This is a genomic window from Peribacillus sp. FSL R5-0717, assembly GCF_038002945.1.
Lineage (GTDB): Bacteria > Bacillota > Bacilli > Bacillales > DSM-1321 > Peribacillus > Peribacillus frigoritolerans.
This window is the reverse complement of sequence record NZ_JBBOOF010000001.1, coordinates 1,834,473-1,861,013: the sequence shown is the minus strand read 5'-3', so window position 1 is coordinate 1,861,013 and position 26,541 is coordinate 1,834,473. Positions and strand designations below refer to the sequence as shown.

The window sequence follows — 26,541 nt, the reverse complement described above, 5'->3', positions numbered from 1 at the left end:
TTCGAATTTATGTACAGTCTGAGAGAGAGCTAACTCTCTCTCTTTTTTATTTTTGGTTAATTTAGGTATAAAGACCAAGGGTGATATCGACTGAAAATGATGCTATTTTACTAGTGGATCGTTTTTTTGATATATCATCTATCTGTTACTAGGTATTTTAGGGTGATTATAATGAAAATATTCTGTTAATATTCAGTGTGTTATTGTAAATTTGTTTTAAAATTGGATTATTTTGTTGTAATATAGGAGATACACGAATCTTTAGAGGAAAAAAGTAGGGTGGATTTGTGTATGGGTAAGTAAATTTGTCGGAATTCAGTTTTTGGAAAAGCGTGTCAATTATATGGATAAGTTAGCAGAATGTTATGCCAGTATAGAACTAATGGGGGGATTACGATAATGGGGAAAAAGAAAATCGTAAAAATTGCTTCAGCTACCATAATGGCTGCGACAACGATCGTAGCAGTAGCGCCGGCACCATCGGATGCTGCCACTAGCCTGAATAGTAAAATCAAAACGGCCAAGGCCGCCATCAAAAAACCATTCGATACCTATTTCTACACTTCTAAACTCGCTTCAGTGTCCACTATTGAAAAACAAATCAAGTCTGCAAAACAAGCAAAAAAAGACATCAACTCTACCATTAAAAAATCAATGTTAAGCAAAAAAGAAAAAGATGCCAAATACAAAGAAATCGAAGCTTATGATAAGTACATCACTCGTTCGGAAGGTTATGTAAAAGGATATAAAGCGGCTGAGAAAGCAAAAGCTGCACATGGCAAATCGATTGGCAACCTTACGAATTCAATACTTGCCAAGAAATCCATTGATATCAGGAATCAATACGAAGCACTGGATAAAGCCGTGAAAAAGGCAGATAAGGATATTAAAGATACGGTTTACGGTGCGAAAATCGAAAAGCTCCTATACGATAAATTCACTAAAGCGACCAAAACAGCTTTGAACGGTGACCTGAAAGTTCCACACTACTATGAAAAAGCTGCTTACTGGGTGAAGAAAGGTGATTTGAAGACCGCGGATAAGCGCATGCAAACCGTTTCTGCGCAATTGAAGAAGGTCAGCAAAACATCCAAGCTCGGAAAAGCCATACACGCCTATGTTAAAGAAGTGAAAGGTAAGTATGATGATGCGGTATATGCAGAAAAGAAAAAAGAAGTGGCAAAGCGGGTAAATGCCTATGTAGCTCTTGCCAATGGGGAACTTAAAACGAAAGAACAGATAAACGCGGCTAAAAAAGCGAAAGCAGCGATTCATTTAAATGGAATCAAGGAGTCGGATCGAAAGGAATTCCTTTCGAAAATGGCATTGGCGGATAAGAAAGTCGCTGCCGCTGAAGAAGCTTTGAAAAATCCTGCGAAAGCGATCACGCTTTCCTTGATGCATACGAATGACACGCATGCCCACTTGGATAATGTGGCCAAAAGGGTGACGGCTGTTAAGGAAGTGCGTAAGAATAAGCCCCAAGCTCTTTTAGTTGATGCAGGTGATGTATTCTCGGGAACTCTCTATTTTAATGAATTCAAAGGGCAAGCGGATCTTCGCTTCATGAATTTAATGAAATATGACGTCATGACATTCGGGAATCATGAGTTTGATTTGGGTTCCAGCGCCGAAGGTCATCAAGCTTTGGCTGACTTCATCAAAGGGGCAAAGTTCCCGTTTGTCAGTTCCAATGTGGACTTCTCCAAAGATGAAAAGTTCAAGGGACTATTCTCGGACCTGATTTCAAGTAAGCCGGAGCAAGGGAAGATATACAATGGCATCATAAAACAAGTGGATGGCCAAAAGGTAGGGTTCTTCGGGCTTACAACTGAAGAGACGAAAGATATTTCAAGCCCAGGAAGTATAGAATTCGAAAACTATCTTGAAGAAGCCGAAAAGGCGGTCAAGGCCTTCAAAGGCATGGGGGTCAATAAGATCGTTGCCGTATCCCATATCGGTTACGATGACAATGCAGCCTATGACAATGATTTGACATTAGCTGCCAAGGTCAAGGGCATCGATGTGATCGTGGGCGGACATAGCCATACGCAGTTGGACGCCCCCGTTGTTGTCGACAAAGATGATAAAGGCAAAACGAAAGAGCCGACTGTCATTGTCCAAGGGTATCAATATAGCGACTATTTAGGAACGATCGATGTGGAATTCGATAAGCAAGGCAAGATTGTCGGACAAGCCGGTCAGCTGATTAAGCTTTCTGAAAAACAGGATGATGCTGAAGCGGCAAAAGTGCTCGAAACCTATTCCTCGAAGATTAAGGAACTGAAGGAAACGAAGACAGGTGCAACAGCTGTGAAGGCCTTGGAAACACCGCGTGATGCAGGGGATGCAACCAAGCCGAGCGTCCGCAAAAATGAAACGGAACTGGGTAATTTAATTACGGATGGAATGCTTAGTAAAGCGAAGGAATTCAATAAGGATACGGCAATCGCATTCCAAAATGGCGGGGGAATCCGCGCTGGCATCGATCAAGGTGAAATCACTTTAGGGGAAATCCTCACCGTTTTGCCGTTTGGGAATACGTTAGCGACGATGAAGCTTACGGGTGCAGAAATCAATGAAGCATTAGAGCATAGTGTAAGCCTCGCCCCTAAGGAAAATGGCGGCTTCCTGCATGTTTCCGGAATGAAATTCACCTACGACAGCTCGAAGGAAGCAGGCAATCGTGTGACAAAGGCAGAAGTCCTTGGACAAGATGGAACATATTCCGAATTGGATCCAGCGAAGGAATATGTCGTGGCGACCAATGCTTTTACAGCCAAGGGCGGAGATGGATTCACCGTTTTCAAGAAGGCTTATGAAGAAGGAAGAGTGACGGATATCGGACTCGCTGATTGGGAGAATTTACGTGATTATGTAAGCGGGCTGAAAACTGTCGATCCAAGCATCGAAGGACGCATCAAGGATGTGGCGGGAAGTGATACAGACCCGACCGTGGTATTGGCTAAAGACTTTGGCGGAACGGCTGATGAGCCAAAAACACATGAAGGCAATGTAGTTGTGGATATCACGGATATTGCTTCATTGGAACATGCAGTGGTTATAGGGAATCTTACATTAACGGGAACTCCTCCGGAGGATTTTACTTTTTCAGAGGTTACAGTGGAGGGTGATTTGGATTTATCGGGACTTAACGGTAAGAACGTAAGCCTGAGCGGTGTCACGGTGAATGGCGAAACCATTCTTTAAGCGGTTTTCAAATGATTGCTGAGCCTGTGGAAAAAGTTGGAGGGGTTGAGATCTTGAAGAAGAACGGGATAAGCAAGCTTTTCTTTGCCATACTGATCATACTGTCAACGGTTCTGCCAAATGCAGCCGCAGCAAATGCCGAAGGGACAATATCGGTCGTGGAAGCGATTAATAATAACAGCGGAACGGCGACGGTGAAGGGATATATCGTCGGTACAGCTAAAAGCGGTACAAGCTATCAACAAACATCGCCTTTTACTGAAAGTACGAACATAGGCATTGCCGATAGTCCGGATGAAACGGATGTTAAGAAAATCATGCCTGTTCAGCTTCCGGCCGGAAGTATCAGAACGGCCTTGAATTTGGTGGAACATCCGGAATTACTTAAAGCGCAGGTGACGATTACGGGGAAGCTGGAAAAGTACTTTTCAGTACCCGGCCTGAAATCCGCAACGGATTTCACGATCATCACTGATGGGGGAACAACACCTGAACAGCCTGATGTGAAGGTTCTGGATTCCATTGCCGAGGCGCGCACGAATACGGAAGATGTCGTGCAGGTCGATGGGGTGGTCACGACGGGACTTGGTTATTGGGGAGGAAAAGGTTTTTATATCCAAGATGAAACGGCAGGGCTATATGTTTATGGTTCATCGTGGCCTGCGGAAGTAAAGCAAGGGGATAAGGTTAGATTAATCGGACAAGTATCCGCTTATAATAAGGAATTACAAATCCAACCAACTTCCCTTGAAGTCGTATCTTCTGATAATGAACTTCCTGTAATCCAAAAGATTGATGCCTCAGGGGTAAATGAGGATACACAAGGTGAGCTGGTCACCATCGATAAGGCGACCATTACAGAATTGGCCCCATCGGGCACATACGGAACATTTGAATTCAAAGCGGAAGATATTGAAGGGAAATCCGTCATCGTTCGCCATGATAACCGGACCGGTTCGAGCTATGAAGATTTCGTGAAAAGCTTTAAAGCAGGGGATGTCATTTCCGTAACCGGAATCGGATCGAGGTTCAATGACACGTACCAGTTGAAGCCGCGTGGTATTGAAGATTATGAACTGGTGAACAAACCGGCCGTTTACACGGATATTTTCCCTGGTACGGTTAGTGAAAATACAAAAGTATCACTTGAATCTGGTTGGGTAGAAGCGAAAATCCATTATACGCTGGATGGATCCGCACCAACGTCATCAAGTGCTGTGTACACAGAACCTATCATTTTAACGAAAGATACGGTCATCAAGGCAATCGCTGTCAACGACAAGACATCGGAAGTTTTCACATTTGCCTATACCGTTAACAAAACCACTGAAGTGAAGATTCGTGACATTCAGGGGATGAATCATTTTTCATCTTATGAAACTCAACTCGTCTCAGGTGTGGAAGGTGTCGTCACTTATGTAAAAGATGCGAATAACTTTTACATGCAAGATCCCAACCCGGATAAGGACTTAACGACTTCCGAGGGAATACTTGTGTATAACAAAGCGCATGGTCTAAAAGCGGGCGATCATGTCAAAGTGGCAGGTAAAGTCGCCGAATGGTATATCGAAGGATACGCTGAAATGAAAACGACGGATCTGCCAACAACTGAATTGACCAATACGACGATTGAAAAGCTTGGCACTGCATCGATGCCAGAACCGATCGTCATCGGAAAGGATGTCATTCCGCCGTCTGAGAACATTGATGATGATAGATTGACAGATTTTAATCCGGGTGAAGACGGCATTGATTTCTACGAGAGTCTGGAAGGAATGCTTGTAGAAGTATATAACCCGAAAGTGGTTGCTCCCCAAGACTATGGTGAATTGGTCGTGATCCCAGGGAATATGGAAACGACGACAGCAGTTGGAGGCGTCAAAATAACGGAAACGGATTTCAACCCTGAAAGAATTACCCTGGATATAAATGATGAATCATTTGCAGCCAAAACGGGTGATTTCTTTGAAAGCCCGGTTACCGGTGTAATCAGCTATGGATATAGCAACTATAGGGTAGTGACGGATAAAGCCCAGCTGCCGGCGTTAAAGGATGGCGGTGCGGTCAGGGAAGTGACATCTTTAGAGAAGGATGCTGATGAGCTATCGATCGCTTCCTATAATATAGAGAATTTCTCCACTCAAACCGCTAATTCGAAAGTTGAAACGATCGCAACTTCCATCATTACCAATCTTAAACAACCCGATATCATCGGGGTAACGGAAATGCAGGATAACGATGGGGCAACAGATAGCGGGACAACGGATTCTGCCCAAAGTGCCAAGAAGTTAACCGACAAAATAAAAGAGCTGGGCGGACCGCAATATCAATACATCGATATCGCTCCAGAAGATAAACTTGATGGCGGTGCACCTGGCGGGAATATCCGTGTAGGCTTTTTATATAATGTCGACCGTGTCAAATTGACTGAAGGAACGAAAGGGACGGCAACACAGTCCGTGGCTTTCAAAGATGGAAAACTTACCTTGAACCCTGGACGAATCGAGCCTGCCGATCCCGCCTTCAAATCAAGCAGAAAGCCTTTAGCGGCTCAATTCGAATTTAAAGGCGAAAGCGTAGTGGTGGTGGCCAATCATTTCAATTCCAAGGGCGGTGACCAGCCGTTATTCGGCAAAAACCAGCCACCTGTCCTTTCAAGTGAAACGCAAAGGCTTCAAATTGCCTCGATCGTCAATCGGTTTGTCAGTGATATCAAGTCACAGGATGCCGAAGCGAATATCGTCCTGCTTGGAGACTTTAATGATTTTGAATTTTCGGCTCCGCTTAACACATTGAAGGGCAAGGATTTAACCAATATGATCGAGAAAGTCCCTTTTGAAAAACGTTATTCTTACACATACCAAGGCAACTCACAAGTACTGGACCATATCCTGGTATCGAATAATATGGCCACGGCCACAAAAGTTGATATTGTCCATATAAATTCATCCTTCATGGAAGTTCACGGAAGGGCTAGTGATCATGACCCTGTACTGATTTCAACCATTTTATCTGAATCAGGCGGAGTTGAAACTCCCGCTCCAGAAAAAACATATAATCTGACAAACGTTATAACAAAAAAACTTACGATTGCTTCACCTAGTGCTTTGATCGATATTGACGAAACATCCAGCATCGAAGAAGGTATCTGGTTAAAAGGTTCATATGCTGTACTCAAAGGCCTTGGGCTGAAGAATGCTGCTGTGACGATTAAACCGGATAAGGATGGTGCAATCATTGATTTTGGCGGCATGGCGGTGAAGGAAGTCATCATTGATAATGCCAATGTAAAAGAAATCAGAGGCGCTGAAAATGTTCAGAAATGGTCGGTAACAGAAGGTGTCGACACATCGAATATCAAATTTTTCGATTCCAAGGGGGAAGCAATTGCTTCCCCTTTCGACCCTAAAGAAAATCATGCGCCCGTCTTAACGAAAACACTGGAAAATCTTGAAGTGAAAGCCGGTTCAAAGGTCACCATCGATTTAAGTGAGCACTTCTCAGATCCTGATGGGGATAAGCTGACCTTTTCATCCACTATCGGTACAGTCACTGGCCAGACATTAACGCTTCCTGCAAATGAAGCTGGAACATACCTTGTCGCAGTCAAGGCCGAGGACCAGCTATCGGAAACGGTTGCCCGTTTCACGTTGACCGTATCGAATGATAAGCCGCTTGAAGCTTATTACGAAGCGGCGGCAGGAAAAACGGGAACGGAATTGAAAGCGGTTCTGCACTCGATAATTAAGGGCCATACGATGCTATCTTATGATCAAGTGTGGAATGCCCTTAAAGAAACGGATGAAGATCCGGTGAACAAACAGAATGTCATCTTGCTTTACTCTGGAAAATCGATCTCGGAGAACGCGAATGGGGGCAATACCGGACAATGGAACCGCGAACATGTTTGGGCAAAGTCCCACGGTGATTTTGGGACAAGCAAAGGTCCCGGGACAGACCTTCATCACCTCCGTCCCGCTGATGTGACAGTCAATGGAAAACGAGGCCACCTTGATTTCGACGAGGGGGGTCAAACATATAGTGGATGTGAATGTAAGTTTGATTCAGATTCATGGGAGCCGCCAGACCATGTTAAAGGCGATATAGCACGGATGCTATTTTACATGGCCGTCCGATATGAAGGAAACGGCGAGTTGGATCTTGAATTATCCGATACAGTCAATACGTATCCGAAGCCGCTTCATGGAAAGCTATCGACACTTTTGAAATGGAATGAGCTCGATCCAGTCGACGATTTCGAGAGCCATCGCAACGATGTCATTCAGGACTGGCAAAATAACCGCAATCCATTCATCGACCATCCTGAATGGGCATCCGAAATTTGGGGTCCCGCTGGATCCAGAGATGAAAAAAAGGCGAGTTAAATCGGAGATCGAAGGGAAAAGCAGCCTGATGGCTGCTTTCAGACTGTAGACAAACTCGATGAAATCGAGTTTGTCTATTTTTATGGCTTGTACAATTTGAACGTTGATTTCCACTCCAGGCACTTTCCGCGGGCGGTCCGGGAAGCCTTCTCGGCGCCTTTGCGCCTGCGGGGTCTCCCCTGGACACGTTTTCCCGCAGGAGTCTCGTACCTTACGCTCCAATCAACTTTGTATTACCTTTTAGAAAGAGCCCCATTTGTCTACAAACTCGATAATACTTGATTTTTCCTACAGTATTTTTGAGTGTTTATAGAATTGAAACGTTTATTTCCATTCCAGGTACTCTCTTTCCGCACAGGAGTCACGAACACCCGCTACGATCAGCTTAGTTATAAAATTAGATGCAAACCGTACTGATCGGTTGAAGGAATTGCTTTGGGTCAGCTGGTTTAGGAACATCCTTATTAAAAGTGTCCGCCAGGCTGCTTTTTTTTGTTTTCTTCAAATTTAAAGGATAAAGGCTAATTATCTTAAAATACTGAAAAATCAAATATTATTTCTAAGTTAAATAATAAAAAAATATTGGTAGGTATGTTATGTAATATATGTTAATATGGGATATGCAATGAAAGGGTTTTCATTGCAAGAATGATAAAAATATTTTAATATAGTAATAATGCCGCTTTTTGATCTTCATTCACTTTAAAAGACGGTTAAAAAATTTATTGCCAGAAATGGGGCATTACACGATGAAATACAGATCTGCATTCGATATAATCGGTCCCGTCATGATTGGACCTTCAAGTTCACATACAGCAGGAGCTGCCAGAATTGGCAGAGTAGCAAGGACATTATTTGGAAAGCAACCGAAGAAAGCGATTATTTCTTTATATGGTTCTTTTGCAAAAACATACAGGGGACACGGTACGGATGTTGCTGTCGTAGGTGGGATCTTGGATTTCGATACGGATGATGAACGAATCCCTGCCTCTTTAACGATAGCGGAAGAAGCCGGTATGGACGTTTCCTTTACAATCGAGGATACTGTGATGGATCATCCTAATACAGTCAAAATCAGATTGTTCGACGAGGATAAGGAATTGGAACTTGTCGGGATCTCGATTGGCGGCGGAACGATAGAAATAACGGAACTGAATACATTCAAGCTCAAATTGTCAGGGGAAAACCCAGCCATTTTAGTCGTGCATAACGATGTGTTTGGAATCATATCTTCCGTTTCGACCGTATTGGCGAATCATGAAATCAACATTGGTCATATGGAAGTCTCACGAAAAGAAAAAGGCCAAATGGCCCTCATGGTGATTGAAGTCGATCAGAAAATCCAGAGCGATGTCATGATGGAAATTGAAGGATTGGAAAACGTGTCGCAAGTCATAAGGATGGTTGAATGATCATCATTAAAAGTGCTGGCATAGATATGGAGGTAAAAACATGTTCCGAAATGTAGCAGAGTTGGTTGAACTTGCTGAAAGTAAAAATGTGAAAATCGCGGAAATCATGATTTTACAAGAAATGGAGTTCTCAGGCCTGTCGAGAGAACAGATCATCGAAAAGATGGACAGGAATTTGACAGTGATGGAACAAGCGGTGGAAAGAGGTCTGAAAGGTGTGCAATCCGTGACAGGCCTAACGGGCGGAGATGCCGTTCTTTTGCAAAATTATATCAAGTCGGGCAAGGCACTGGCTGGTAATTTATTATTGGATGCCGTCAGTAAAGCTGTTGCGACGAACGAAGTGAATGCAGCAATGGGAATGATTTGTGCCACTCCGACTGCAGGTTCTGCGGGCGTTGTGCCCGGTACATTATTTGCCGTGAAAGAAAAATTAAACCCGACCCGGGCAGAGATGATTGAATTTCTTTTCACTTCCGCTGCCTTCGGATTTGTGGTTGCAAACAATGCTTCCATTTCTGGAGCGGCTGGTGGCTGCCAAGCAGAAGTGGGCTCGGCAAGCGGAATGGCCGCAGCTGCGATAGTGGAACTGGCCGGCGGTACACCAAGCCAAGCGGCAGAAGCGATGGCGATCACTTTGAAGAATATGCTTGGATTGGTTTGTGACCCAGTGGCTGGGTTGGTTGAAGTTCCTTGTGTGAAACGTAACGCAATGGGTGCATCCAACGCAATAACGGCAGCTGATATGGCACTTGCGGGCATTACGAGCCGCATTCCATGTGACGAAGTGATCGATGCCATGTATAAAATAGGATTGACCATGCCGGTTGCACTTCGTGAAACGGCAGAAGGCGGCCTTGCTGCGACTCCTACTGGGCGAAAATTGGCAAAGGAAATTTTCGGTTCATATAAATAAACATCCAATCCCATTAACAAGAGGTTTGTTAATGGGATTTTTAATTTGTCTTAAAAATAAATGAGGTAATTTTGTGATTGAAAAAAGGAAATTAGAGGAAGACCGAGGGATTTGGCGTTTTTGGACACGGAGATGGAAACAGTCGTTGAAAAATCTGAATTATCAGTGAATATGGAGCCATAGCAACTTTGTGAGTTATCCCTTTCAATGATAAGATGAGTACGAAATTCACTATGGGAAGGATTGATTCTTCATTAATTTTCTCGAACTAACGTACACGTCGGCAATGGAAAAAGCGATGTTTCAGGCTCATGGAATCGGCTATGCACTATATGCTCAAAAACTGGAGCAACGCATGATGGTTGAACAAGAACGGGAACAGGATTATCTACAGGGCAGGCGTATATCAGAGGAGATGAGAGCCAATCTTTTTTTGGGGAGCTAATTTCGATCTGCGATATCGATAACATAAACGAAAAAATCGGAAAAAGGAGCAATCGAAAAGATTGCTCTTTTTGTCCGGCCATAAAGGATATTTTTCCATTAAAAGAAGGAAACAACACTTTTAAATAGAATGTACGTTCATGAAGAGGAGGATGGTCTTGTTGGAGAGAAGAGCATTGCTTGTATCAGCATTACCGGGATATGATGAGGAAATTGGACGGTGGCTATGGTGTTTAGAAGATGTTCGCCGTACGCTTATATCGGAATTGACTGGAATCAGCCAAAATATACTCGATTCGAAAATCGATGAAAGGCAAACGATTGGCTCGATGTTATATCACATCGCGCTGATAGAGGCAGATTGGTTATACGAAGAGGTCCTTGTTACGGAATGGGATTCGGAAATATCCGCGTTGTTTCCAGTAGGGTGCCGTGCTGAAGATGGCTCCCTAAATCATATTGAAGGACAAACATTGGACGAACATTTCTACCGACTCAATAAGGTGCGTGAGGTATTTCTTTCAAACTTCCGCACGATGGACCTGACGGATTGGCGTAAACCGAGGGTACTTGATCAATATGACGTTACACCTGAATGGGTCGTTTACCATTTGATTGAACATGAATCACATCATCGAGGTCAGATTTTCCAATTGCTGAAGAAATTACGGAATAAATGTGAAATTAAAGAAATGTGATGTTTTTATCCCTGCTATCAACATGGTCTCACCCCGAACCATCCTTAGTGTTTTTTACCGTTATCCACAGGATTGTTTAATAAAAAAGAACCCGAAGACAAACTTGCTTTTCTTTCAGTCTGGAGCTGCCTTTATGGCAGCTTTTTTGTATGTTGAGTTACGGAGTGGTTGGATATTTATGGTGGATTACCCATAATGAGTTACAGTTTATGGTATATTGGTTAATGTCAATCTTCAACATGGCCCAAGACAAGACGGAGGAAAAAAGAATATTTCTCGGAGTGGGTGTGCTTACGTTTTTATTTGTTTTTAAATTAAAGAACAGTTCCAAGCCTTCACGGATGAAAGCAGTGAGGTTTCCGATCTTTATGAGGTTATAGCGGTCAGTGCTGAGACGGTGACGCCATCGTAAATTGAAATTATGAAAACAAGACTTGGTTATGGTTTATGGGATGAAACCAACTGAGACGTTTTTTAATAAAAAAACTGTAGGCAAACTCGCTTATCTCGAGTTCGTCTACAGTTTATATGCCTGGACTGATTTTATATCATTTAATCTATTTGGTGATCATGACCGAACTTCGACTTTAAGACGCTGCTTGCATACCCAATGAATCCCCCAACAATGGCGGGGACGATCCACCCAAGCCCAGCTTCATACATAGGAAGTATTGCAGTGAAGAAATCATTGATGAATGTAATGTGTACACCTGCTCCATTTAATCCATCAAATAGACTGACGATGAATGTTAAAAGTAAGCTGCCTTGATAAACTTCAGGTCTTCCCTTAAATAAGGAATGAAGAAATGTTAGGAAGATCAAAACAATGGCTAATGGATAAATGGCTGTCATAACCGGTACTGAAATGGCAATTAACTCAGTTAGTCCAATATTGGCAATGATTGCACTGAAAATGGATAAACTTATGGCAATCGTTTTATAAGGCAGACTTGGAAATAGTTTATGGAAGTACGTCGAGCAAGAGGTAATGAGTCCTACGCTCGTCGTAATACAAGCTACTGTGATCATTAAGCCCAATAATAGCCCACCATATGATCCAAAGTAGTAATCCGAGACTTTCGCCAAGATAATGCCTCCATTATCCAAGCGTCCAAGTTCCCCAACGCTTGAAGCACCCATATAAGAGAGAGCTGTATAAATGGTAGCAAGGATAACCGCCGCAATGGCAGTCGCTTTTCCACAAACGATCATGATTTGTTTTTTTGTTTTCGCACCTTTTTCTTTGATGGCATTAATGATGATGATGCCAAAAACAAAAGATGCAAGAGTATCCATTGTTAAATATCCTTCTCTGAACCCGTTGAAAAATGGTTGAACCATATAGTGCTCGGCAGGTGCTTCAAAATCTCCAATTGGATTAACGAAAGCGACTACCACCAGGATTCCAATGAACGTCAACTTGATGGGTGTCAAAACTTTCCCCACAATTTCGACAATTTTCGCGGGATTGAGCGAAAGAAGGCATGAAACTGTAAAAAAGATGATGGTGAAAATAAGTAAAGGCAATGGACCTGGATCTTCAGGCAAAAAAGGTTTTACACCAATCTCAAAAGAAACGTTTCCTGTTCTAGGCATGGCGAATAATGGACCAATGGCTAAATAAAGAATGGTTGTGAATACAATACCAAAGACTGGATGGACACGGCTTGCTAATGATTGTAAGTCATCTTTTCCAGAAAAACCGAGTGCCAGCACACCAAGTAACGGTAATCCTACTCCTGTGACCAAAAACCCTGCATTAGCCGACCAGATATTCATACCTGCCGATTGACCAAGCATTGGCGGGAAAATTAAATTCCCTGCACCGAAGAAAAGGGCAAATAACATGAACCCAATCACTACTATAAATGAAGATGGAACCTTATTAGACAAAATAAACCCTCCGACCAAAATTTGCTATTTTAGAAAATTATTAAATTTTCTAAAAATTATATAAACAGTAATACTAAGACCGTACAGTATTATAACTAAATTAAATTGATATTTCAATATATTTTTTGTTTTTTATTATTTACCTTGATGATCAGTGATCCGCCCTTATCTTATTTTGAACATCTAAAGTCTGCTCATACTCATGAAATTTGAAATATAAAGGAAATGAGGATACGGAAAAAACTGCTTTGCGTCGCGAAGCAGTTTGAGCTCATGATAAAAAGTGACGGTTTTGATGCGGTAATAAGGGAGCTGCTTTGGCAGCGCTTGAGTTTGTAGACAAAAGGGGGAGTAAAAATAACTTGTACTCAACAGGGTTTGTATAGTCTTCTTCTGTCAATAATGGTTATGGAATCAGAATTTCTGCGTTTTGTCTATAACTTACCGTTTTGTCGTGAAAGGAACTTATGAAAATGCTCGAGAAGGGTAAAATCGGAAGCCGTCAACTGTTGATATTAGTGATTCTATATACGCTTGGAGATTCTATTTTAGTCCTTCCCTCCGTTGTCGCTTTCGAAGCTGAACAAGATGCTTGGTCCAAACCAAGACGCGCGGCCATGAGGACGACACTCATAAAAAGAATCATGATCACTTGAATCGGAGTATCAGGCATAATATGACTTATCATAAAATCACCAATTTCACTCAGATATGTCGCTGTAGTTATAAAGAAGTAGCTTATAAATAGAAGAGAAATTGCCATTCCCAGCCACTTCCCCAGAATTTTTTGGCTGTATTCCACTAATGTTAAATCAGGATAACATTTCCTTAAGGCCTCATATATCAAAACAATCAATAACGGTGCTATTGCCACGCTTATCATGCCCGAAAATTTCAAAACCTGCAACCCGTATGGGAGGGGGGAGTGAAACAGGTTATACGGGGTTCTATACCATTTATTGTTTTTCCGTTTATTGAACCGGTTGCGATTCTAATGATCCTCCCGTTCGTAAGTCAAAAAGCCAGAATAAGAAAAAGCCTTTTTGTCGGTCAATTGTTGGCTGGAAGTGTTTTGATCATTATAACCATGTTAGCCATTCTTGTACTTGGTTCCGAGTCAATAACAAGACAAAATTATTCAATCTATTTGTTGGCAAAGAAAATAAATATCGCTGATTTCCTGACGCGGCTGGAAGCAATAATAGCCATAATATGGTTCATCACAATTTTTATTAGATTTAGTTTGTTTTTTTATGTGACCGTTTTAGGTACGGCACAAACGTTAAAATTGCGAGATTATCGTCCTCTGGTTTTTCCGTTTGGTATCCTCTTGATTGCCTTTACTCTGATGATGTCACCGAATATTGTCCATTATAATAAATTCATTACAGAAATCTGGCCGTTTTATGCCATGACATTCGGGTTTCTGCTGCCATTGATATTACTAATAATCGCCAAAGTTCAGAAAAATGATCAACGTAACTAAGGCGGGTCTATCAGTTAAGAAACTAGTGTGAAATTCCATTAGAAGCTCAGGTGTCATTTTTTACTTTGTCTCAGTTTTATAGAACTCCTCGACCGTCTATTTCCACTACAGGCACTCGCTTTCCGGGCGGTCGGCCCTCGGCACCGCTTTTCCCGCAGGAGTCTTACACCTTCCGTTCCAATCAACAGTACTAGATGCTCCTTCATGGTTTTTTACAGTAATCCTTAATGGATGGAGGAAATTTGCGACACCCCTGCCGAAATACTGGCTAGTCGAGTCCCCACAGGCGCTTGCGTCGAGGAGGCTTGGCAGGGGCGGAAAGGGTGCGTATTTCCGGAATCACCTGAAATGTAATTTAAGAAAAAACCGTATGCTGGCTCATTAGAACCAAGTTTAAGACTAGATGCTCCTTCATGGTTTTTTACAGTAATCCTTAATGGATGGAGGAAATTTGCGACACTCCTGCTGAAATACTGGCTAGTCGAGACCCACAGGGGCTTGTGTCGAGGAGGCTTGGCAGGCAGTCGGCGGAAAGGGAGCGTATTTCCGGAATCACGGAACGTTTTTTTGGTATTACGAAATAGTCAAATCGACTATAAAAAATAGTTTGACTTTTTTAACAATTATGTTTATATTTGGTGTAATACTAACTACCGTTAGTTAATATAGTGCAAAAAAGTAGGTGTTATACATAAAAAGTAATTCAATGAATCATGGTTTGTAAGCGATTACACATTGTATTTGTAAATCATATCAGAAGACTTTTAAAACCAGGAGATGATAATTATGAAATATCCACTTACACCAGATGTAAAGCCAGAGTTTTGTACAACAGGAACTTTTATGCGTTTACCTTCTCAAAAGCATGATGCAAAGCTGGCAATTGTAGGTATGCCTTTTGATACAGCAGCGTCTTTTCGGGTAGGAGCCAGGTTTGCTCCCCAAGCCATTCGCCAATCATCCATGACCCTGTTTCCCTATCATCCGATTCATAATGTATATCCTTTTGAACAAATGAACGCCATTGATATTGGCGATATCCCTGTTATTCCCCATAATATTCATCGAAGCTATGAGCTAATGAAGGAATCCATTCATGAATTGATGTCCAAAGGGGTCATACCGATTGGATTAGGGGGAGACCATTCTGTTACTTTAGCTAGTTTACGAGCTGCGGCAAAGGTATATGGACCTATAGCCATGATTCATTTTGATTCCCATACAGATACCTGGGATACATATTATGAGGAAAAATATTGGCATGGATCTCCTTTCATTCGTGCCTACGAAGAAGGTTTACTGCAGGAAGATAAAGTGTTTCAAATAGGAATCCGCGGCACGCTAAACCACTCTGGAGATTTACAGGCAAGCCTCGATTTAGGTTATCGTCTGATTACAACTGGTGAACTTTCCAATCGTGGATTTGAAGATGTTTTGAAAGAGATTAGAAAAACGATTGGTAACACCCCTTGTTTCTTGACATTTGATATAGATTTCGTTGATCCTTCTTTTGCCCCAGGAACAGGTACACCTGAAATTGGTGGTTTTAGCAGCTATGAAACATTAAAAATGATACGTTCCCTAACTGGATTTAACTTTATAGGATATGACGTGGTTGAAGTGCTGCCTTCATATGATCCAAGTCAGATCACTTCACTTTTAGCGGCAACACTTGTACATGAATTTGCCAGCCTGGCAGCATTAGGTGCGAAAGAAGATAATTAAAATCACTTTAACTTAAAAAAAGCCCATTTATTTAATAAAGGAGGCAGTTCTTTGCGATGAAAGGATTACCCGAGCTTAAGCGTTTACTGAATACAAGATATGTGATTGTATTTGGACTTTCCTTTATGGCGCCTGTGACAGTCTTTAGCACATATGGCATCGCTATTGATCGTACCCATGGAATGATTCCGACAGCATACATAATCGCGTTAATTGTCATGCTATTCACTTCATATAGTTACGCAAAAATGGTTCAGGTATATCCCACTACCGGGTCAGCTTATACCTTTGTGCAGAAAGGTATTAATTCACACCTTGGTTTCCTGGTAGGATGGGTGATTTTATTGGATTATCTTTTCAGTCCTATGATCAGCGCTTTACTTTTTGGGATTATGGTGAATGCTTATTTCCCTGGTATTCCTATCGTTGCCGTTATCATTTCTTTTATCATTGCTGTGACAACGATTAATATTTTAGGAATTAAGGTCGCTGCAAATGTGAATACCTTTTTGGTGATATTTCAATTTCTTTTTATCATGATCTTCAGCCTGCTTTGCATAAATGGACTTTTAGCAGGAAAAGGCACCGGGGAGTTGTTTTCTAAAGATCCTTTTTTTAGTCCAGACGTGAATATTAATAATCTGCTTTCGATTGTACCTTTATTATGTTTTAGTTTTCTTGGGTTTGATGCGGTTACTACACTTGCAGAAGAGACCAAAAATCCGAAAAAAACACTTCCTAAAGCTATTTATGCTACGACATTGATTGGAGGGTTATTATTTGTTGCAGCTACCTATTTTGCACAATCGATTTTCCCGAATTTCAATGCTTTTAAGAACCCTGATACAGTTATAGTCGATATCATGATTTATACCGGGGGTAATTTTCTGAATAGTTTGTTTGTTTCTGTCGTAGTGACATCCGCTACTGCTTCTGCGATAGCTTCAGGAGGCAGCGGAGCCCGGATTTTGTATGCAATGGGGAGAGATAATGTTCTGCCTAAGCGGATATTCGGATATGTTTCTCCAAAATTTCAAACGCCCATATTCAATATCTTGATCATTGCTTGTGTTGCAATGAGCGCCGTATTTTTGGATATCGCAACGGCTACTTCTTTCATTAATTTTGGGGCACTGTTTGCTTTTACTTTCGTTAATCTTGCAGTGCTTATCCATTATTTTGTGAGACATAAGCAGAGATCTCCTAAGAGTATCATTTTATATTTCCTTCTTCCCTTAATAGGCACCGGCATAACTATATTGTTTATGACAAAGTTGGATATCCATTCATTAGTATTAGGAATCACATGGATGACAGTAGGGTTCATTTACTTATTGTACTTAACAAAAATGTTTAAGGAACGTCCTCCTGAACTGAATTTTGCAGAGCAAAAAGAAGAATTCGATGTGAAACTCGTGCAATGATCAGTTACTGTTTTATTATTTTGAATGAAAAGAGGTAAACTCCATGACTATTAAAAAAGCGGATATTGTCCTTTCCAGTGATGCTATTTTCACAGGGCTTACACATGAGCCAACGTCTGGGGCAATAGCTATCTTAGGTGACAAAATTTTGAGTGTAGGATCAAAAGCAGAGATTGAACCTTTTATAGGAAGTGGTACAAAAGTATTTAACTATGGAAATCAATTGATTATGCCTGGATTTCATGATTTTCATCTCCACATTATGTTCAGTGCACTAAGTTTAACTAGTATTAATTTATTTGAAGCCAGGTCAGCTCAAGAAGTGGCTGCAAAAGTACTGGAGTTTTCTAAAGAATGTCCTGAGGAAGGATGGATTATCGGCATGCAATGGGATGCAGGTTATTGGCATGATAAACAAGAGCCCCATTATAGTATTCTTGACGCTGTCATTCCAGATCGTCCTGTCGTTCTTTTTCATGCTGAAGGTCATTATACATGGGTGAACAGTAAGGCCATGGAATTAGCAGGAGTTACTGAGGAAATACGTGATCCGGATTTTGGTCGCTATGAAAGAGATAAGAATGGTTTACTTACTGGAATTTTATATGAAGAAGCCCAGCAAATCGTTTTAAAAGAGGCATTACGGTTAACACAAAATAAAAAAGAAACGATATTAAAAGAGTTTTTACGATTGTTATCGCAATATGGAATTACTTCTGTAAACGATTTGTTTGCGCCAATAGATGACTTCCTTCAAGACTATGATCTTTTTGAGAAATTGGATAAGCAAGGAGAATTAACGACTAGATTTCATATCACTCCTGAATTGGATGGCAATTTGGACAAAGCTCAAATACTGAGAAATAAATATGTATCAAAGAAACTGCAATTCTCAGGATTAAAGCAATTCGTTGATGGAACAGTCACGGGTCATACCGCTTACTTCCTGAAACCTTACTCCGATCAATTGGATATTTGCGGTCATCCAGCTCTAGATCCAGAAGTATTGATCGATCGAGTTGTTAAAGCGGATGAACTCGGATTTAGAATCAGGTTTCACGCTATTGGAGATGCGGCAATTCGTTTAGCTTTAGACGCTTTTGAAGAAGCTGTACGCAAGAATGGAAAAAGAGACTCAAGGCATACAGTCGAGCATATTGAAGTAATTGATTCGGATGACGTTGAACGTTTTTCAAAACTGGGTGTCATTGCCTCGATCCAACCTGATCACATGGCTGCTTCATCAAGAGAGGTATATTCTTCAATAATAGGTCCTGAAAGGGAAAAAAATGTGTTCCTGACGAAGTCGCTATTAAGTACAGGTGCATCTTTAGCTTTAGGAACAGACTTTCCGGTTTCCATCTCATTAAATCCAATGAGGCAAATATATACTGCGATTACAAGAGTTGATAGTAGCGGAGATCCACAAAACACATGGCATCCTGAACAAAAACTCACTTTGGCAGAGGCATTGCAAGCATATACATATGGCTCAGCCCATGGATGTTTCAGGGAGCACGAGCTAGGTACAATAGAAGAGGGGAAACTTGCTGACCTTGTGGTTTTAGACAGAAATCTATTTGATATTCCAGAAAGTGAAGTGCTCAAAACTAAAGTGGAACTAACGATAAACGATGGGAAAGTTGTGTATAAAAGCGAAGAAACTTCTTTATCAAGCATATTCTAATTCTTATCTTTTAGAGAAAGAACCATGTTCCAAGATGTTAAATATTTAGTTTAAAAAAGGAAATGAGTTTATAATGAAATTAACTGACGTTGGATAGTTTGGAGGCTCATTATGACAAAAAATGAAATAAAAAACATTTCCTTATCACTTTTTACCAAGTACGGATACGAGGGAACTGCTTTATCTGAAATTGCCAAGAGGGTAGGTATACAAAAACCCTCAATCTATAACCATTTCAAAAATAAGGATGACCTTTTCTTGTGTCTGTTTGAAGAAATCCTGGAAGAGCATATACACCAGGTCGAACAATTTGTCGAAGAGATAAATACACTCTCTTCTGAAGAAAAGCTAAAGCACATCCTTCTAGATACTTGTAACTATTATAAAAACCATGAAGATAAAGCAACATTTTTAAAGAGGGCAATGATTTTCCCGCCGGAGCATTTGAAGCACATCTTAAATGAAAGTTTCCTTAGATCTGAAGAATCATTTTCCGCTATCTTACATGCTATCTTTGTCGAAGGAATAGACAAAAAAGAAATACGCCAAGGGAAAATTGAGAACTTAATCATGTCCTATTTCTGTTTGATTGATGGGATATTCATGGAATTTTCTTATTATGGTAAAGAGAATATGGAACCTAGAATTCAAAATATATGGGAAAATTTTTGGTATGGACTAAGTGGATGATACGTTCAAAAAGTTCATGCTCTAAAAACGATCAAATAGGAATACTTATCTGCTCATTCCGATTAAGTCTGTGAGGGGCTGTACAGTGATTCGTTGATTGGAACGTAGGGCACTCGCTTTCCGCGGGCGGTCCGGGAAGTCTCCTCGGCGCCTATGCGCCTGTGGGGTCTCCCCTGGACACGCTTCTCCCGCAGGAGTCTCGCGCCTAAAATCGAAGTTTCTTCCAATACCCTGAAATTGGTAAAGTTCCATCAAACATCTAAAAGATAACTTTACGATTACTAAAATGGTCAGTTTTTCTTTCTCAGTCAACACAACTTATGATAAACTGATATTATCAGAATTTTCCAAATGATGGAACGTTCATTGTTCCGTTATAGGGCCAGTTTAATTGAACAAGGAATTGGCATGACACCTTGGTTAGTTATCTAAAACACGTCGCAAATGAATGTTGACCAAAGGGATTATCTATTAAAGGGATTAAATTGGAGGGAATGGAAAATGGATGTAAAGACCCTTTTATTACAACAATGGGCAAGTTGCTTAGATGAAGAAGACTGGTTTCCACCACTTGAAAAAGTGCTAGAGGATATTACTTTTGAACAGGCAATTTGGAAACCAGCTGATGGTGCAATGAATTCCATTTGGGAATTAGTTTGTCATTTACTTTTCTATGAAAAGAGATTTCTGATGCGGTTTCTTGGTGAAACAGAGAATGAACCACAGGCAGAAAATAATGACTCTACATTTCGACTACCAACTGAGACGTTAGAAAATTGGAAAGAAACAAAACAAGAATACTTTTATGTTCATCGCGAACTTGGAAAAGTATTAGCAAAATCAGAACATGAAGATTTGTATAGACAGGTTCCGGGTGAAGATAATTCATTAGTGCTTGAACTGAAGAGTTTAGCCATGCACGACGCATATCATATTGGGCAAATTGTATTCCTTAGTAAAATGCAAGGAGCTTGGCCAGAGAAACGCAGCTTTTAAAAATGCTTACAATGATTCGATCATAGGGAGCTTTAATGAATAAGAACGGGAACGTCCAAATCGGACGTTCCCGTATTTTATCCTACTTTTTATAGAGAAGAAACCCTCATTGGATGGAAGAAATATGCGACACTCCGCCGAATAACCGGCTAGCCGAGACACCACAGACGCTTGGCAGACAGTCGGCGGAAAGGGAGCGGATTTCTGAAATCAACTCGAATTTGCCTGCAAGTAAACTCACAATTCCTTTGTCTTAATCCTTTTGATTAACTCTTCAAACCAAGATATTGTGTGATCTGTTCTGGTCGAAAAATAACCCTCCAAAAATTCACGAATATTCTCGTTGCCTTTAGGTTCTGGCTCGAAATTCCCAAGCTTCTCCCAAATAGCCTTGATGGACTTTACTTTTCTTTCTAATATATCTACTACTTTATCCCGGTCCACATACTTGATGTTGGCTAAACCAACAATCATATCCTTGATTTCATCCGCATTTTCAAATAATTTATAGATTTTTTTTGGTAGTTCTTCGCGACCCTTATCCGTAATCGCAAATACCTGTTTATCAGGCCGGTGTTCTTCTTTTATCACTTCAACTGGCTCGACTAAACCTTGTTTCACCAATGATTCAAAATGGTAGTACAGTTTACTTTCCGTTAATCCGCCCAGGCGATCCAATGGAATGGGTTCTGAAAGCTGCTTTTTTAATTTATAAGGATAATTTTTATCCTCCATCAGCTTACTCAATATAAAAATTTGAATAGACATTTTCTACGCTCCTTTAAGAAGTATTATCTCCTTATTGTAGCAAAACCTAAGCTGTGATTTCTGCCGCTTTCTTTTCAACTTCTGTTTCAGAAACCTGTACTGGCATCGGTTTGTGTAAAAACGCGACAATAGCCATGTTAATTAACATCGCAGCGGCACCTACCGCAGCCATTGACCAAATATACGGACTTGGACTGATGCTGCCAAATAGGTTTGCAAAGTATGCTTGCACCGAGTAATACATCGGTGAAATGTGGCTCATCCATTCATATGGTGCGTGCATCATATCACGTGTGATGGTGGCACCATTCGCTATTGTTTGCATTAATAAAATCGGTAAGTTTAAAATCATGCCGCCTTCACCAAATAAGAAGATTAAAATCGCGGTGAAATTAAAACATACCATATAGTTCAGTATTTGTTGACCTACTATACCGAAGAATAGGTCACCGCTCGGCTTATCAATTAAATAGGCTACACCTACAGCGATGATTGATGAAACCACGGCAATCAATAATGCAGCCATTTGCACATAAGCGAATAACCGTGTTTTGCTTGCTTTTCCCCGGCTGGCTCTAAATGCACCTACTAATTGCATGGCCCCGATCATTGCCCCTACATAACCGGCCATTGTTAAGAACATCGGCAGCATATTATGATTCATGCCATCGGGTATTTCGTTGATTGTAACGACATTTCCTACATAGGATTTCTCAATCTTTTCCGCTAATTCAGCAGCTTGCTTTTCTGGTACATTAAAGTTCATCAATACGCCCTGAGCTGTTTGTTGCGAGAATTGTGTGCTTAACTGATTGTTAATTTCAGTTACGACAGAATTCATGGTAGAAGAAACGACTGTTGCGCCTGCCTCATTGATTGTAAAGTCGATGCTTGATGACGCTTCACCATTTTGAATATTTTCAGAGAAGGTTTTTGGGATGTGTACGACTAATGCTAAATCATTGTGCTCCAAATCCTTTAAGGCTTGTTTATTTGTTATATCCGTCTCGATTTCTTTAAAGGGTAAATTTTCTTGTAAATTTTCGGCGATCATTGCCCCATTTTTACCAGCATCATCATTGATGATGGCGATAGGTAATTTATCGACATTTCCTGGAATGGCTGTATACCCAGGCAAGAAGATGCCCAGCATGGCAACTGCATAGAAAATCCCCATAAAGATTGCCGCTGTTGCACCTCGTGTTTTTAAGAATGCAGTAAATTTCATATGTTGAATCCATCCTTTTGTTTTAAAGTATATTACTCAATTTAAAGTACTAAAGTTAGAGTAGTTTAAAAGAAGTACTTAGGATTTTATTTTATTTTTTTCATAAAGTCAATCGGAAAATTTTATGTTTCCTTATTCAAAAATAAAAACCCCCGACACTTTGTTGGGGGAAATTTGTTATTTAGATTCCTTCGGCAACCTTGTGTGCAAAAAAAAATCCTTCTCTGACTAGCGTATAGGATCTTGATTTCATTCCATTAAGACACCCATTTTCTCGGTGTTACTAAACGAGTTTAATACAGCCTCGACAAAAGCCTCTACCGCAGGGGACTGCCATTTTTTCTTTTTTATCAGCATATAGGAATAAATGGGATTGAGGTTTTCAGAATGATTTAGGATTTTAAGCTTGCCGCTCTCGACTTCTTCTTTCACTGTGATATAAGGCAGAACAGAAAATCCAAGTCCGCTCATGACAATCTGTTTGATTGCTTCTATACTCCATAACTCCATGGTTTGAAAGTTCTCCATTTCATTCTTTAATAGATATCTTTCAAACATGGTCCGATAACTGCAGCCTTCTTCATTTGTGATGAAAAAATGATTGGTGTTGGCACCGGCTTTTTTAAATTCATCAAAATGATCAGGACCGTCAGGACTGCTCACAAGGACGATCTTCTCCTCAATCAAAGAATGATGAATGCATTTTTCCGGGTTTATTTCCGGATAGACCATTAAAGCGACATCAACCCGCCCGCTTATTAAGTCGACTTGGTTTTGGCCGCATGGACCATTGGTTAATATGATTTTGACATTGGGATATTTCAAGGAAAAATCCCTTATTATGGGACCTAACCTTGAGATTGTTAATGACTCCGGTGCAGCCACTTTTAAAACACCTTTAACTTCATTCGTGCTACGCATGTTCTTGATCTGTTCATGAGTGGAAAGTAGATCTTCAGCTAACGGTATTAAGTCTCTGCCTAGTGCAGTAAGCTGCAAATTTCTATTAGTATAAGTAAAAAGTTCCCCGCCAATCTCATGTTCAAGCGCTTGTATATGGGAGGTTATCGTGGATTGAGTATAGCCCAACTTCGAAGCAGCCTTTGTATAACTTCCTATTTCGACAATAGTCTGAAACGTTTTAAGGTGTCTAATTTCCATATCGTTCTCCTTAAATTGGATGATGTATCGAAAAAAATGATAATGAATTTTTTATTTTCAATTTTATTTATAGTTATAGTCATCTTACAATAAAGACTGTTCGTTAGGAAATAGTGAATGAAGGTGGAATTATGAGTATAATAGCGTTTCTTTCGTATGTGATGATTACATCAATTACGCCTGGCCCAAGTAACATCTTATTGATGAATGAAGCAAGGAGGTTTGGCTTTTTTGGTTCATGGAAGTTCACGGGCGGCATTTTGGCAGGATTTGCAGTATTAGGGATCATGAGCGGAGTATTTACAACAAGCCTCTACAATTGGATTCCTATTGTAGAGCCATATTTTAAAATAGCCGGTGCCGTATATCTTCTTTACTTGGCATGGCAGATTAGTATGGCCAAAGGTTCAAAGAAGGATACCAGAGATGTGCAGTCTTCCTTTTTATCAGGATTCATTCTTCAAATCCTCAATGTCAAAAGTATTTTGTTCTTTTTAACCGTGTTTAGTGCGTTTATTTTACCGTTTAATGAATCGCTTAAATTCGTAGCGATGTATTTAGGGTTAACTATTTTACTGGGGTGGATGGCATTGCTTTTGTGGTCAGGGTTCGGCTCGCTGTTCAAAGATTTTTTTGCTAAACATGACAAGTCATTTCGGTTAATCATGTGTTTGTTATTGATTTATTCTGCCGGTACAATTTTTCTGTGAATACTAAAAAAGGATCATCAACCAATCATGCAACAACGTTTGCTTTAACGGAAGATCTGAGAGTGTCATTTTCACAAATGATGACATTAGTGCAGGCTGTTTTTCATACGATATATTTGGGGTGAAAAAATGCCAAGAGTAAGTTATCGAAGTTCAGACGTGGATTTAATGGCAAGGATGATGAGAGCTGAAGCCGAAGGTGAAGGACTGCAAGGAATGTTGTATGTTGGAAATGTAATTGTTAATCGCCTTAAGGCAAATTGTTTAGACTTTAAAGAGTTAAGAACAATTCCACAAGTCATTTTTCATGTACAAGGAGGAAATTATTCTTTTGAAGCTGTTCAAAAAGGTAATGTATTTTATCAAAGAGCGAGAACTGCTGAAAAAAGATTAGCAAAACAGAATTTGGATTATTGGAGGCAACACCCAGGGAAATATGCGCTTTGGTATTTTAATCCATATGCTCCATGCCCACCGACTTGGTACGATCAACCTTTTGCCGGTCAATTTAAAAATCATTGTTATTATGAACCAAAACCTGGAACATGTGAAAGTGTCTATACAGGAGGTTAGGCCGTCATTTCATTTCAAGGAGCTGATTAGCAGCTCCTTTTTTTTAGGCAATAATCGGGCACTCCAACAAGGTTTTTTTGGTAAAATAAAGGGGGAAATGAGTTGTTGTTTGGGGGATTTTTAGTGAAGGCTATAATATTTTATATTGTTGGTGTATTCATTCTCTATATAGTTATTGAAACAGCAGTGAGAAGAGGAATTAACCATTCAAATATTGGTCAATTTCTTGAAAAAAAGTATGGAATGAAGGAAGATAAAAAGTCTTTTCTTGATGATGATTTGGATAATGAAAATAAGACGGATTATTAAAACAAGGGAGGTTGCTGTGGCAACCTTTTTTTAGAGGGGAAGTTAATGTACGATCTCTTTTTATAAAACAAATTCAACAAGACAACAATGATAGCTCCAGTTTGTCGGATAGCACACTTATTCAGCATCTTTCCGAGGGCGACGAAATTCGGCGTAGTAGACCTTTCTTTTCTGTGGTTCGGATTCAATATTTTCGATGAATGCTGCTTTGGCTTTCTCCAGTAACAACCCCTTTAATTCCCGAAGCTTCATTGGTCCCACTCCTGGCATCTTATCAGGTATATGTACTTTGAAATCCCTCTGGCGTTTATAAAAGCGGATGCTAGCAAGCCCCGTTCTTTCGGCTTTACCCAAGGTATATGCAAATTCAAATCGCTGCTGAATGAATGAAGACAACTCAGGCAGCCCTAAACCTTCATAGAGGGGAGGGAATTCATGATAAACGGGAGGTTCTATGAATGATATTGAAGAAATCTTCAAATGGATACTCCTCCTTTGGCGGAATAAAGACATACATACGTTGCCTATATTATTGTGCTCTGGGCCAATTTTTTAAACATCCATACAGCGGTCTTGCTTTCCTGTAAGCAGGAACTGTCCAGCTTTTTATTAGGGCTCCTCAGCACTTTTCCTCTACTGCAATTTCAAAATATCCAATCTATACTTATTATCAAATTAAAGTATTCTACTTAAACTAAAGCGTACTTTACTTTGAACACCTGGAACTGATCAGCAGTTCCGGGAGCCTTTCTAAATGATAAGCCGTATGAGTTTTTTAAAAAAGATATGCATGTACGGGGTTCATTTAATAATTATTATATAAAAC

20 protein-coding genes are annotated in these 26,541 nt (G+C 40.4%); 14 read left to right on the top strand and 6 right to left on the bottom strand.

The features are described 5' to 3' along the window. Positions 1-399: 399 nt before the first annotated feature. The 5 genes from NYE65_RS09030 to NYE65_RS09010 all read left to right on the top strand — a co-directional run bounded on the left by NYE65_RS09030 (position 400) and on the right by NYE65_RS09010 (position 11,065). Positions 400-3,210 (top strand): bifunctional metallophosphatase/5'-nucleotidase, encoded by a 2,811-nt coding sequence (locus NYE65_RS09030; RefSeq protein ID WP_340860643.1) that lies wholly within the window; start codon positions 400-402, stop codon positions 3,208-3,210. 53 nt (positions 3,211-3,263) lie between these two features. Beyond that, positions 3,264-7,595, top strand: a complete 4,332-nt coding sequence (locus NYE65_RS09025; protein ID WP_340860641.1) for an endonuclease — start codon at positions 3,264-3,266, stop codon at positions 7,593-7,595. Between the two features lie 749 nt (positions 7,596-8,344). Beyond that, a complete protein-coding gene (gene sdaAB, locus NYE65_RS09020; protein ID WP_034310833.1) occupies positions 8,345-9,007 on the top strand; it encodes an L-serine ammonia-lyase, iron-sulfur-dependent subunit beta in 663 nt (220 codons plus the stop codon). Between the two features lie 40 nt (positions 9,008-9,047). Beyond that, positions 9,048-9,923: an L-serine ammonia-lyase, iron-sulfur-dependent, subunit alpha gene (sdaAA, locus tag NYE65_RS09015; RefSeq protein WP_053536547.1), complete on the top strand. Its 876-nt coding sequence runs from the start codon at positions 9,048-9,050 to the stop codon at positions 9,921-9,923. A gap of 602 nt (positions 9,924-10,525) precedes the next feature. Continuing rightward, positions 10,526-11,065, top strand: a complete 540-nt coding sequence (locus NYE65_RS09010; protein WP_239859513.1) for a DinB family protein — start codon at positions 10,526-10,528, stop codon at positions 11,063-11,065. Between the two features lie 552 nt (positions 11,066-11,617). On the opposite strand, the gene brnQ is transcribed toward NYE65_RS09010, so the two are convergent. Both brnQ and NYE65_RS27220 read right to left on the bottom strand, forming a co-directional pair. Continuing rightward, positions 11,618-12,958, bottom strand: a complete 1,341-nt coding sequence (brnQ, locus tag NYE65_RS09005) for a branched-chain amino acid transport system II carrier protein (RefSeq protein WP_323603437.1) — start codon at positions 12,956-12,958, stop codon at positions 11,618-11,620. A 502-nt stretch (positions 12,959-13,460) separates the two neighbouring features. After that, on the bottom strand, positions 13,461-13,841 hold the full coding sequence (locus tag NYE65_RS27220; protein ID WP_445670446.1) for a GerAB/ArcD/ProY family transporter: 381 nt from the start codon (positions 13,839-13,841) through the stop codon (positions 13,461-13,463). An 18-nt stretch (positions 13,842-13,859) separates the two neighbouring features. Between NYE65_RS27220 and NYE65_RS08995 the strand changes: the two genes are divergently transcribed. From NYE65_RS08995 to NYE65_RS08970, 6 genes are all read left to right on the top strand, one after another. After that, a complete protein-coding gene (locus tag NYE65_RS08995; RefSeq protein WP_340862116.1) occupies positions 13,860-14,444 on the top strand; it encodes a GerAB/ArcD/ProY family transporter in 585 nt (194 codons plus the stop codon). Positions 14,445-15,230: 786 nt separating this feature from the next. Then, a complete protein-coding gene (gene speB / locus NYE65_RS08990) occupies positions 15,231-16,169 on the top strand; it encodes an agmatinase (RefSeq protein ID WP_340860631.1) in 939 nt (312 codons plus the stop codon). 56 nt (positions 16,170-16,225) lie between these two features. Beyond that, on the top strand, positions 16,226-17,593 hold the full coding sequence (locus tag NYE65_RS08985; RefSeq protein ID WP_340860629.1) for an APC family permease: 1,368 nt from the start codon (positions 16,226-16,228) through the stop codon (positions 17,591-17,593). Between the two features lie 43 nt (positions 17,594-17,636). Next, positions 17,637-19,280, top strand: a complete 1,644-nt coding sequence (locus tag NYE65_RS08980) for an amidohydrolase (RefSeq protein WP_340860627.1) — start codon at positions 17,637-17,639, stop codon at positions 19,278-19,280. Positions 19,281-19,391: 111 nt separating this feature from the next. Then, a complete protein-coding gene (locus NYE65_RS08975; protein WP_063574937.1) occupies positions 19,392-19,970 on the top strand; it encodes a TetR/AcrR family transcriptional regulator in 579 nt (192 codons plus the stop codon). 501 nt (positions 19,971-20,471) lie between these two features. After that, the gene (locus tag NYE65_RS08970; RefSeq protein WP_057279083.1) at positions 20,472-20,966 is read left to right on the top strand and encodes a DinB family protein; all 495 of its coding nucleotides are present in this window, start codon (positions 20,472-20,474) and stop codon (positions 20,964-20,966) included. A 237-nt stretch (positions 20,967-21,203) separates the two neighbouring features. Here the strand turns inward: NYE65_RS08970 and NYE65_RS08965 are convergent, their stop codons facing one another. The 3 genes from NYE65_RS08965 to NYE65_RS08955 all read right to left on the bottom strand — a co-directional run bounded on the left by NYE65_RS08965 (position 21,204) and on the right by NYE65_RS08955 (position 24,123). Beyond that, positions 21,204-21,734 carry a PadR family transcriptional regulator gene (locus tag NYE65_RS08965; RefSeq protein WP_340860624.1) on the bottom strand — a complete coding sequence of 177 codons (531 nt, stop codon included), beginning with the start codon at positions 21,732-21,734 and terminating at the stop codon, positions 21,204-21,206. Between the two features lie 46 nt (positions 21,735-21,780). Further along, entirely contained in the window at positions 21,781-22,962 is a 1,182-nt protein-coding gene (locus tag NYE65_RS08960) for a YhgE/Pip domain-containing protein (RefSeq protein ID WP_340860622.1), read from the bottom strand. Positions 22,963-23,211: 249 nt separating this feature from the next. Beyond that, positions 23,212-24,123 carry a LysR family transcriptional regulator gene (locus tag NYE65_RS08955; RefSeq protein WP_340860620.1) on the bottom strand — a complete coding sequence of 304 codons (912 nt, stop codon included), beginning with the start codon at positions 24,121-24,123 and terminating at the stop codon, positions 23,212-23,214. 131 nt (positions 24,124-24,254) lie between these two features. Between NYE65_RS08955 and NYE65_RS08950 the strand changes: the two genes are divergently transcribed. From NYE65_RS08950 to NYE65_RS08940, 3 genes are all read left to right on the top strand, one after another. Beyond that, positions 24,255-24,833 carry a LysE family translocator gene (locus NYE65_RS08950; protein WP_340860618.1) on the top strand — a complete coding sequence of 193 codons (579 nt, stop codon included), beginning with the start codon at positions 24,255-24,257 and terminating at the stop codon, positions 24,831-24,833. Between the two features lie 129 nt (positions 24,834-24,962). Next, positions 24,963-25,406 carry a cell wall hydrolase gene (locus NYE65_RS08945; protein WP_034310870.1) on the top strand — a complete coding sequence of 148 codons (444 nt, stop codon included), beginning with the start codon at positions 24,963-24,965 and terminating at the stop codon, positions 25,404-25,406. 123 nt (positions 25,407-25,529) lie between these two features. Beyond that, positions 25,530-25,715, top strand: a complete 186-nt coding sequence (locus NYE65_RS08940) for a hypothetical protein (protein WP_255256723.1) — start codon at positions 25,530-25,532, stop codon at positions 25,713-25,715. 117 nt (positions 25,716-25,832) lie between these two features. On the opposite strand, the gene NYE65_RS08935 is transcribed toward NYE65_RS08940, so the two are convergent. After that, positions 25,833-26,195: a hypothetical protein gene (locus tag NYE65_RS08935; RefSeq protein WP_340860614.1), complete on the bottom strand. Its 363-nt coding sequence runs from the start codon at positions 26,193-26,195 to the stop codon at positions 25,833-25,835. Positions 26,196-26,541 lie beyond the last annotated feature (346 nt).

Coding starts and splice junctions, on each gene's coding strand:
- sdaAA (WP_053536547.1), top strand. CDS start 9,048: ATGTTCCGAAATGTAGCAGAGTTGGTTGAACTTGCTGAAAGTAAAAAT.
- NYE65_RS08975 (WP_063574937.1), top strand. CDS start 19,392: ATGACAAAAAATGAAATAAAAAACATTTCCTTATCACTTTTTACCAAG.
- NYE65_RS08980 (WP_340860627.1), top strand. CDS start 17,637: ATGACTATTAAAAAAGCGGATATTGTCCTTTCCAGTGATGCTATTTTC.
- NYE65_RS08945 (WP_034310870.1), top strand. CDS start 24,963: ATGCCAAGAGTAAGTTATCGAAGTTCAGACGTGGATTTAATGGCAAGG.
- sdaAB (WP_034310833.1), top strand. CDS start 8,345: ATGAAATACAGATCTGCATTCGATATAATCGGTCCCGTCATGATTGGA.
- NYE65_RS09030 (WP_340860643.1), top strand. CDS start 400: ATGGGGAAAAAGAAAATCGTAAAAATTGCTTCAGCTACCATAATGGCT.
- NYE65_RS08960 (WP_340860622.1), bottom strand. CDS start 22,962: ATGAAATTTACTGCATTCTTAAAAACACGAGGTGCAACAGCGGCAATC.
- NYE65_RS27220 (WP_445670446.1), bottom strand. CDS start 13,841: ATGATAAGCGTGGCAATAGCACCGTTATTGATTGTTTTGATATATGAG.
- speB (WP_340860631.1), top strand. CDS start 15,231: ATGAAATATCCACTTACACCAGATGTAAAGCCAGAGTTTTGTACAACA.
- NYE65_RS08970 (WP_057279083.1), top strand. CDS start 20,472: ATGGATGTAAAGACCCTTTTATTACAACAATGGGCAAGTTGCTTAGAT.
- NYE65_RS08950 (WP_340860618.1), top strand. CDS start 24,255: ATGAGTATAATAGCGTTTCTTTCGTATGTGATGATTACATCAATTACG.
- NYE65_RS08955 (WP_340860620.1), bottom strand. CDS start 24,123: ATGGAAATTAGACACCTTAAAACGTTTCAGACTATTGTCGAAATAGGA.
- NYE65_RS08985 (WP_340860629.1), top strand. CDS start 16,226: ATGAAAGGATTACCCGAGCTTAAGCGTTTACTGAATACAAGATATGTG.
- NYE65_RS08965 (WP_340860624.1), bottom strand. CDS start 21,734: ATGTCTATTCAAATTTTTATATTGAGTAAGCTGATGGAGGATAAAAAT.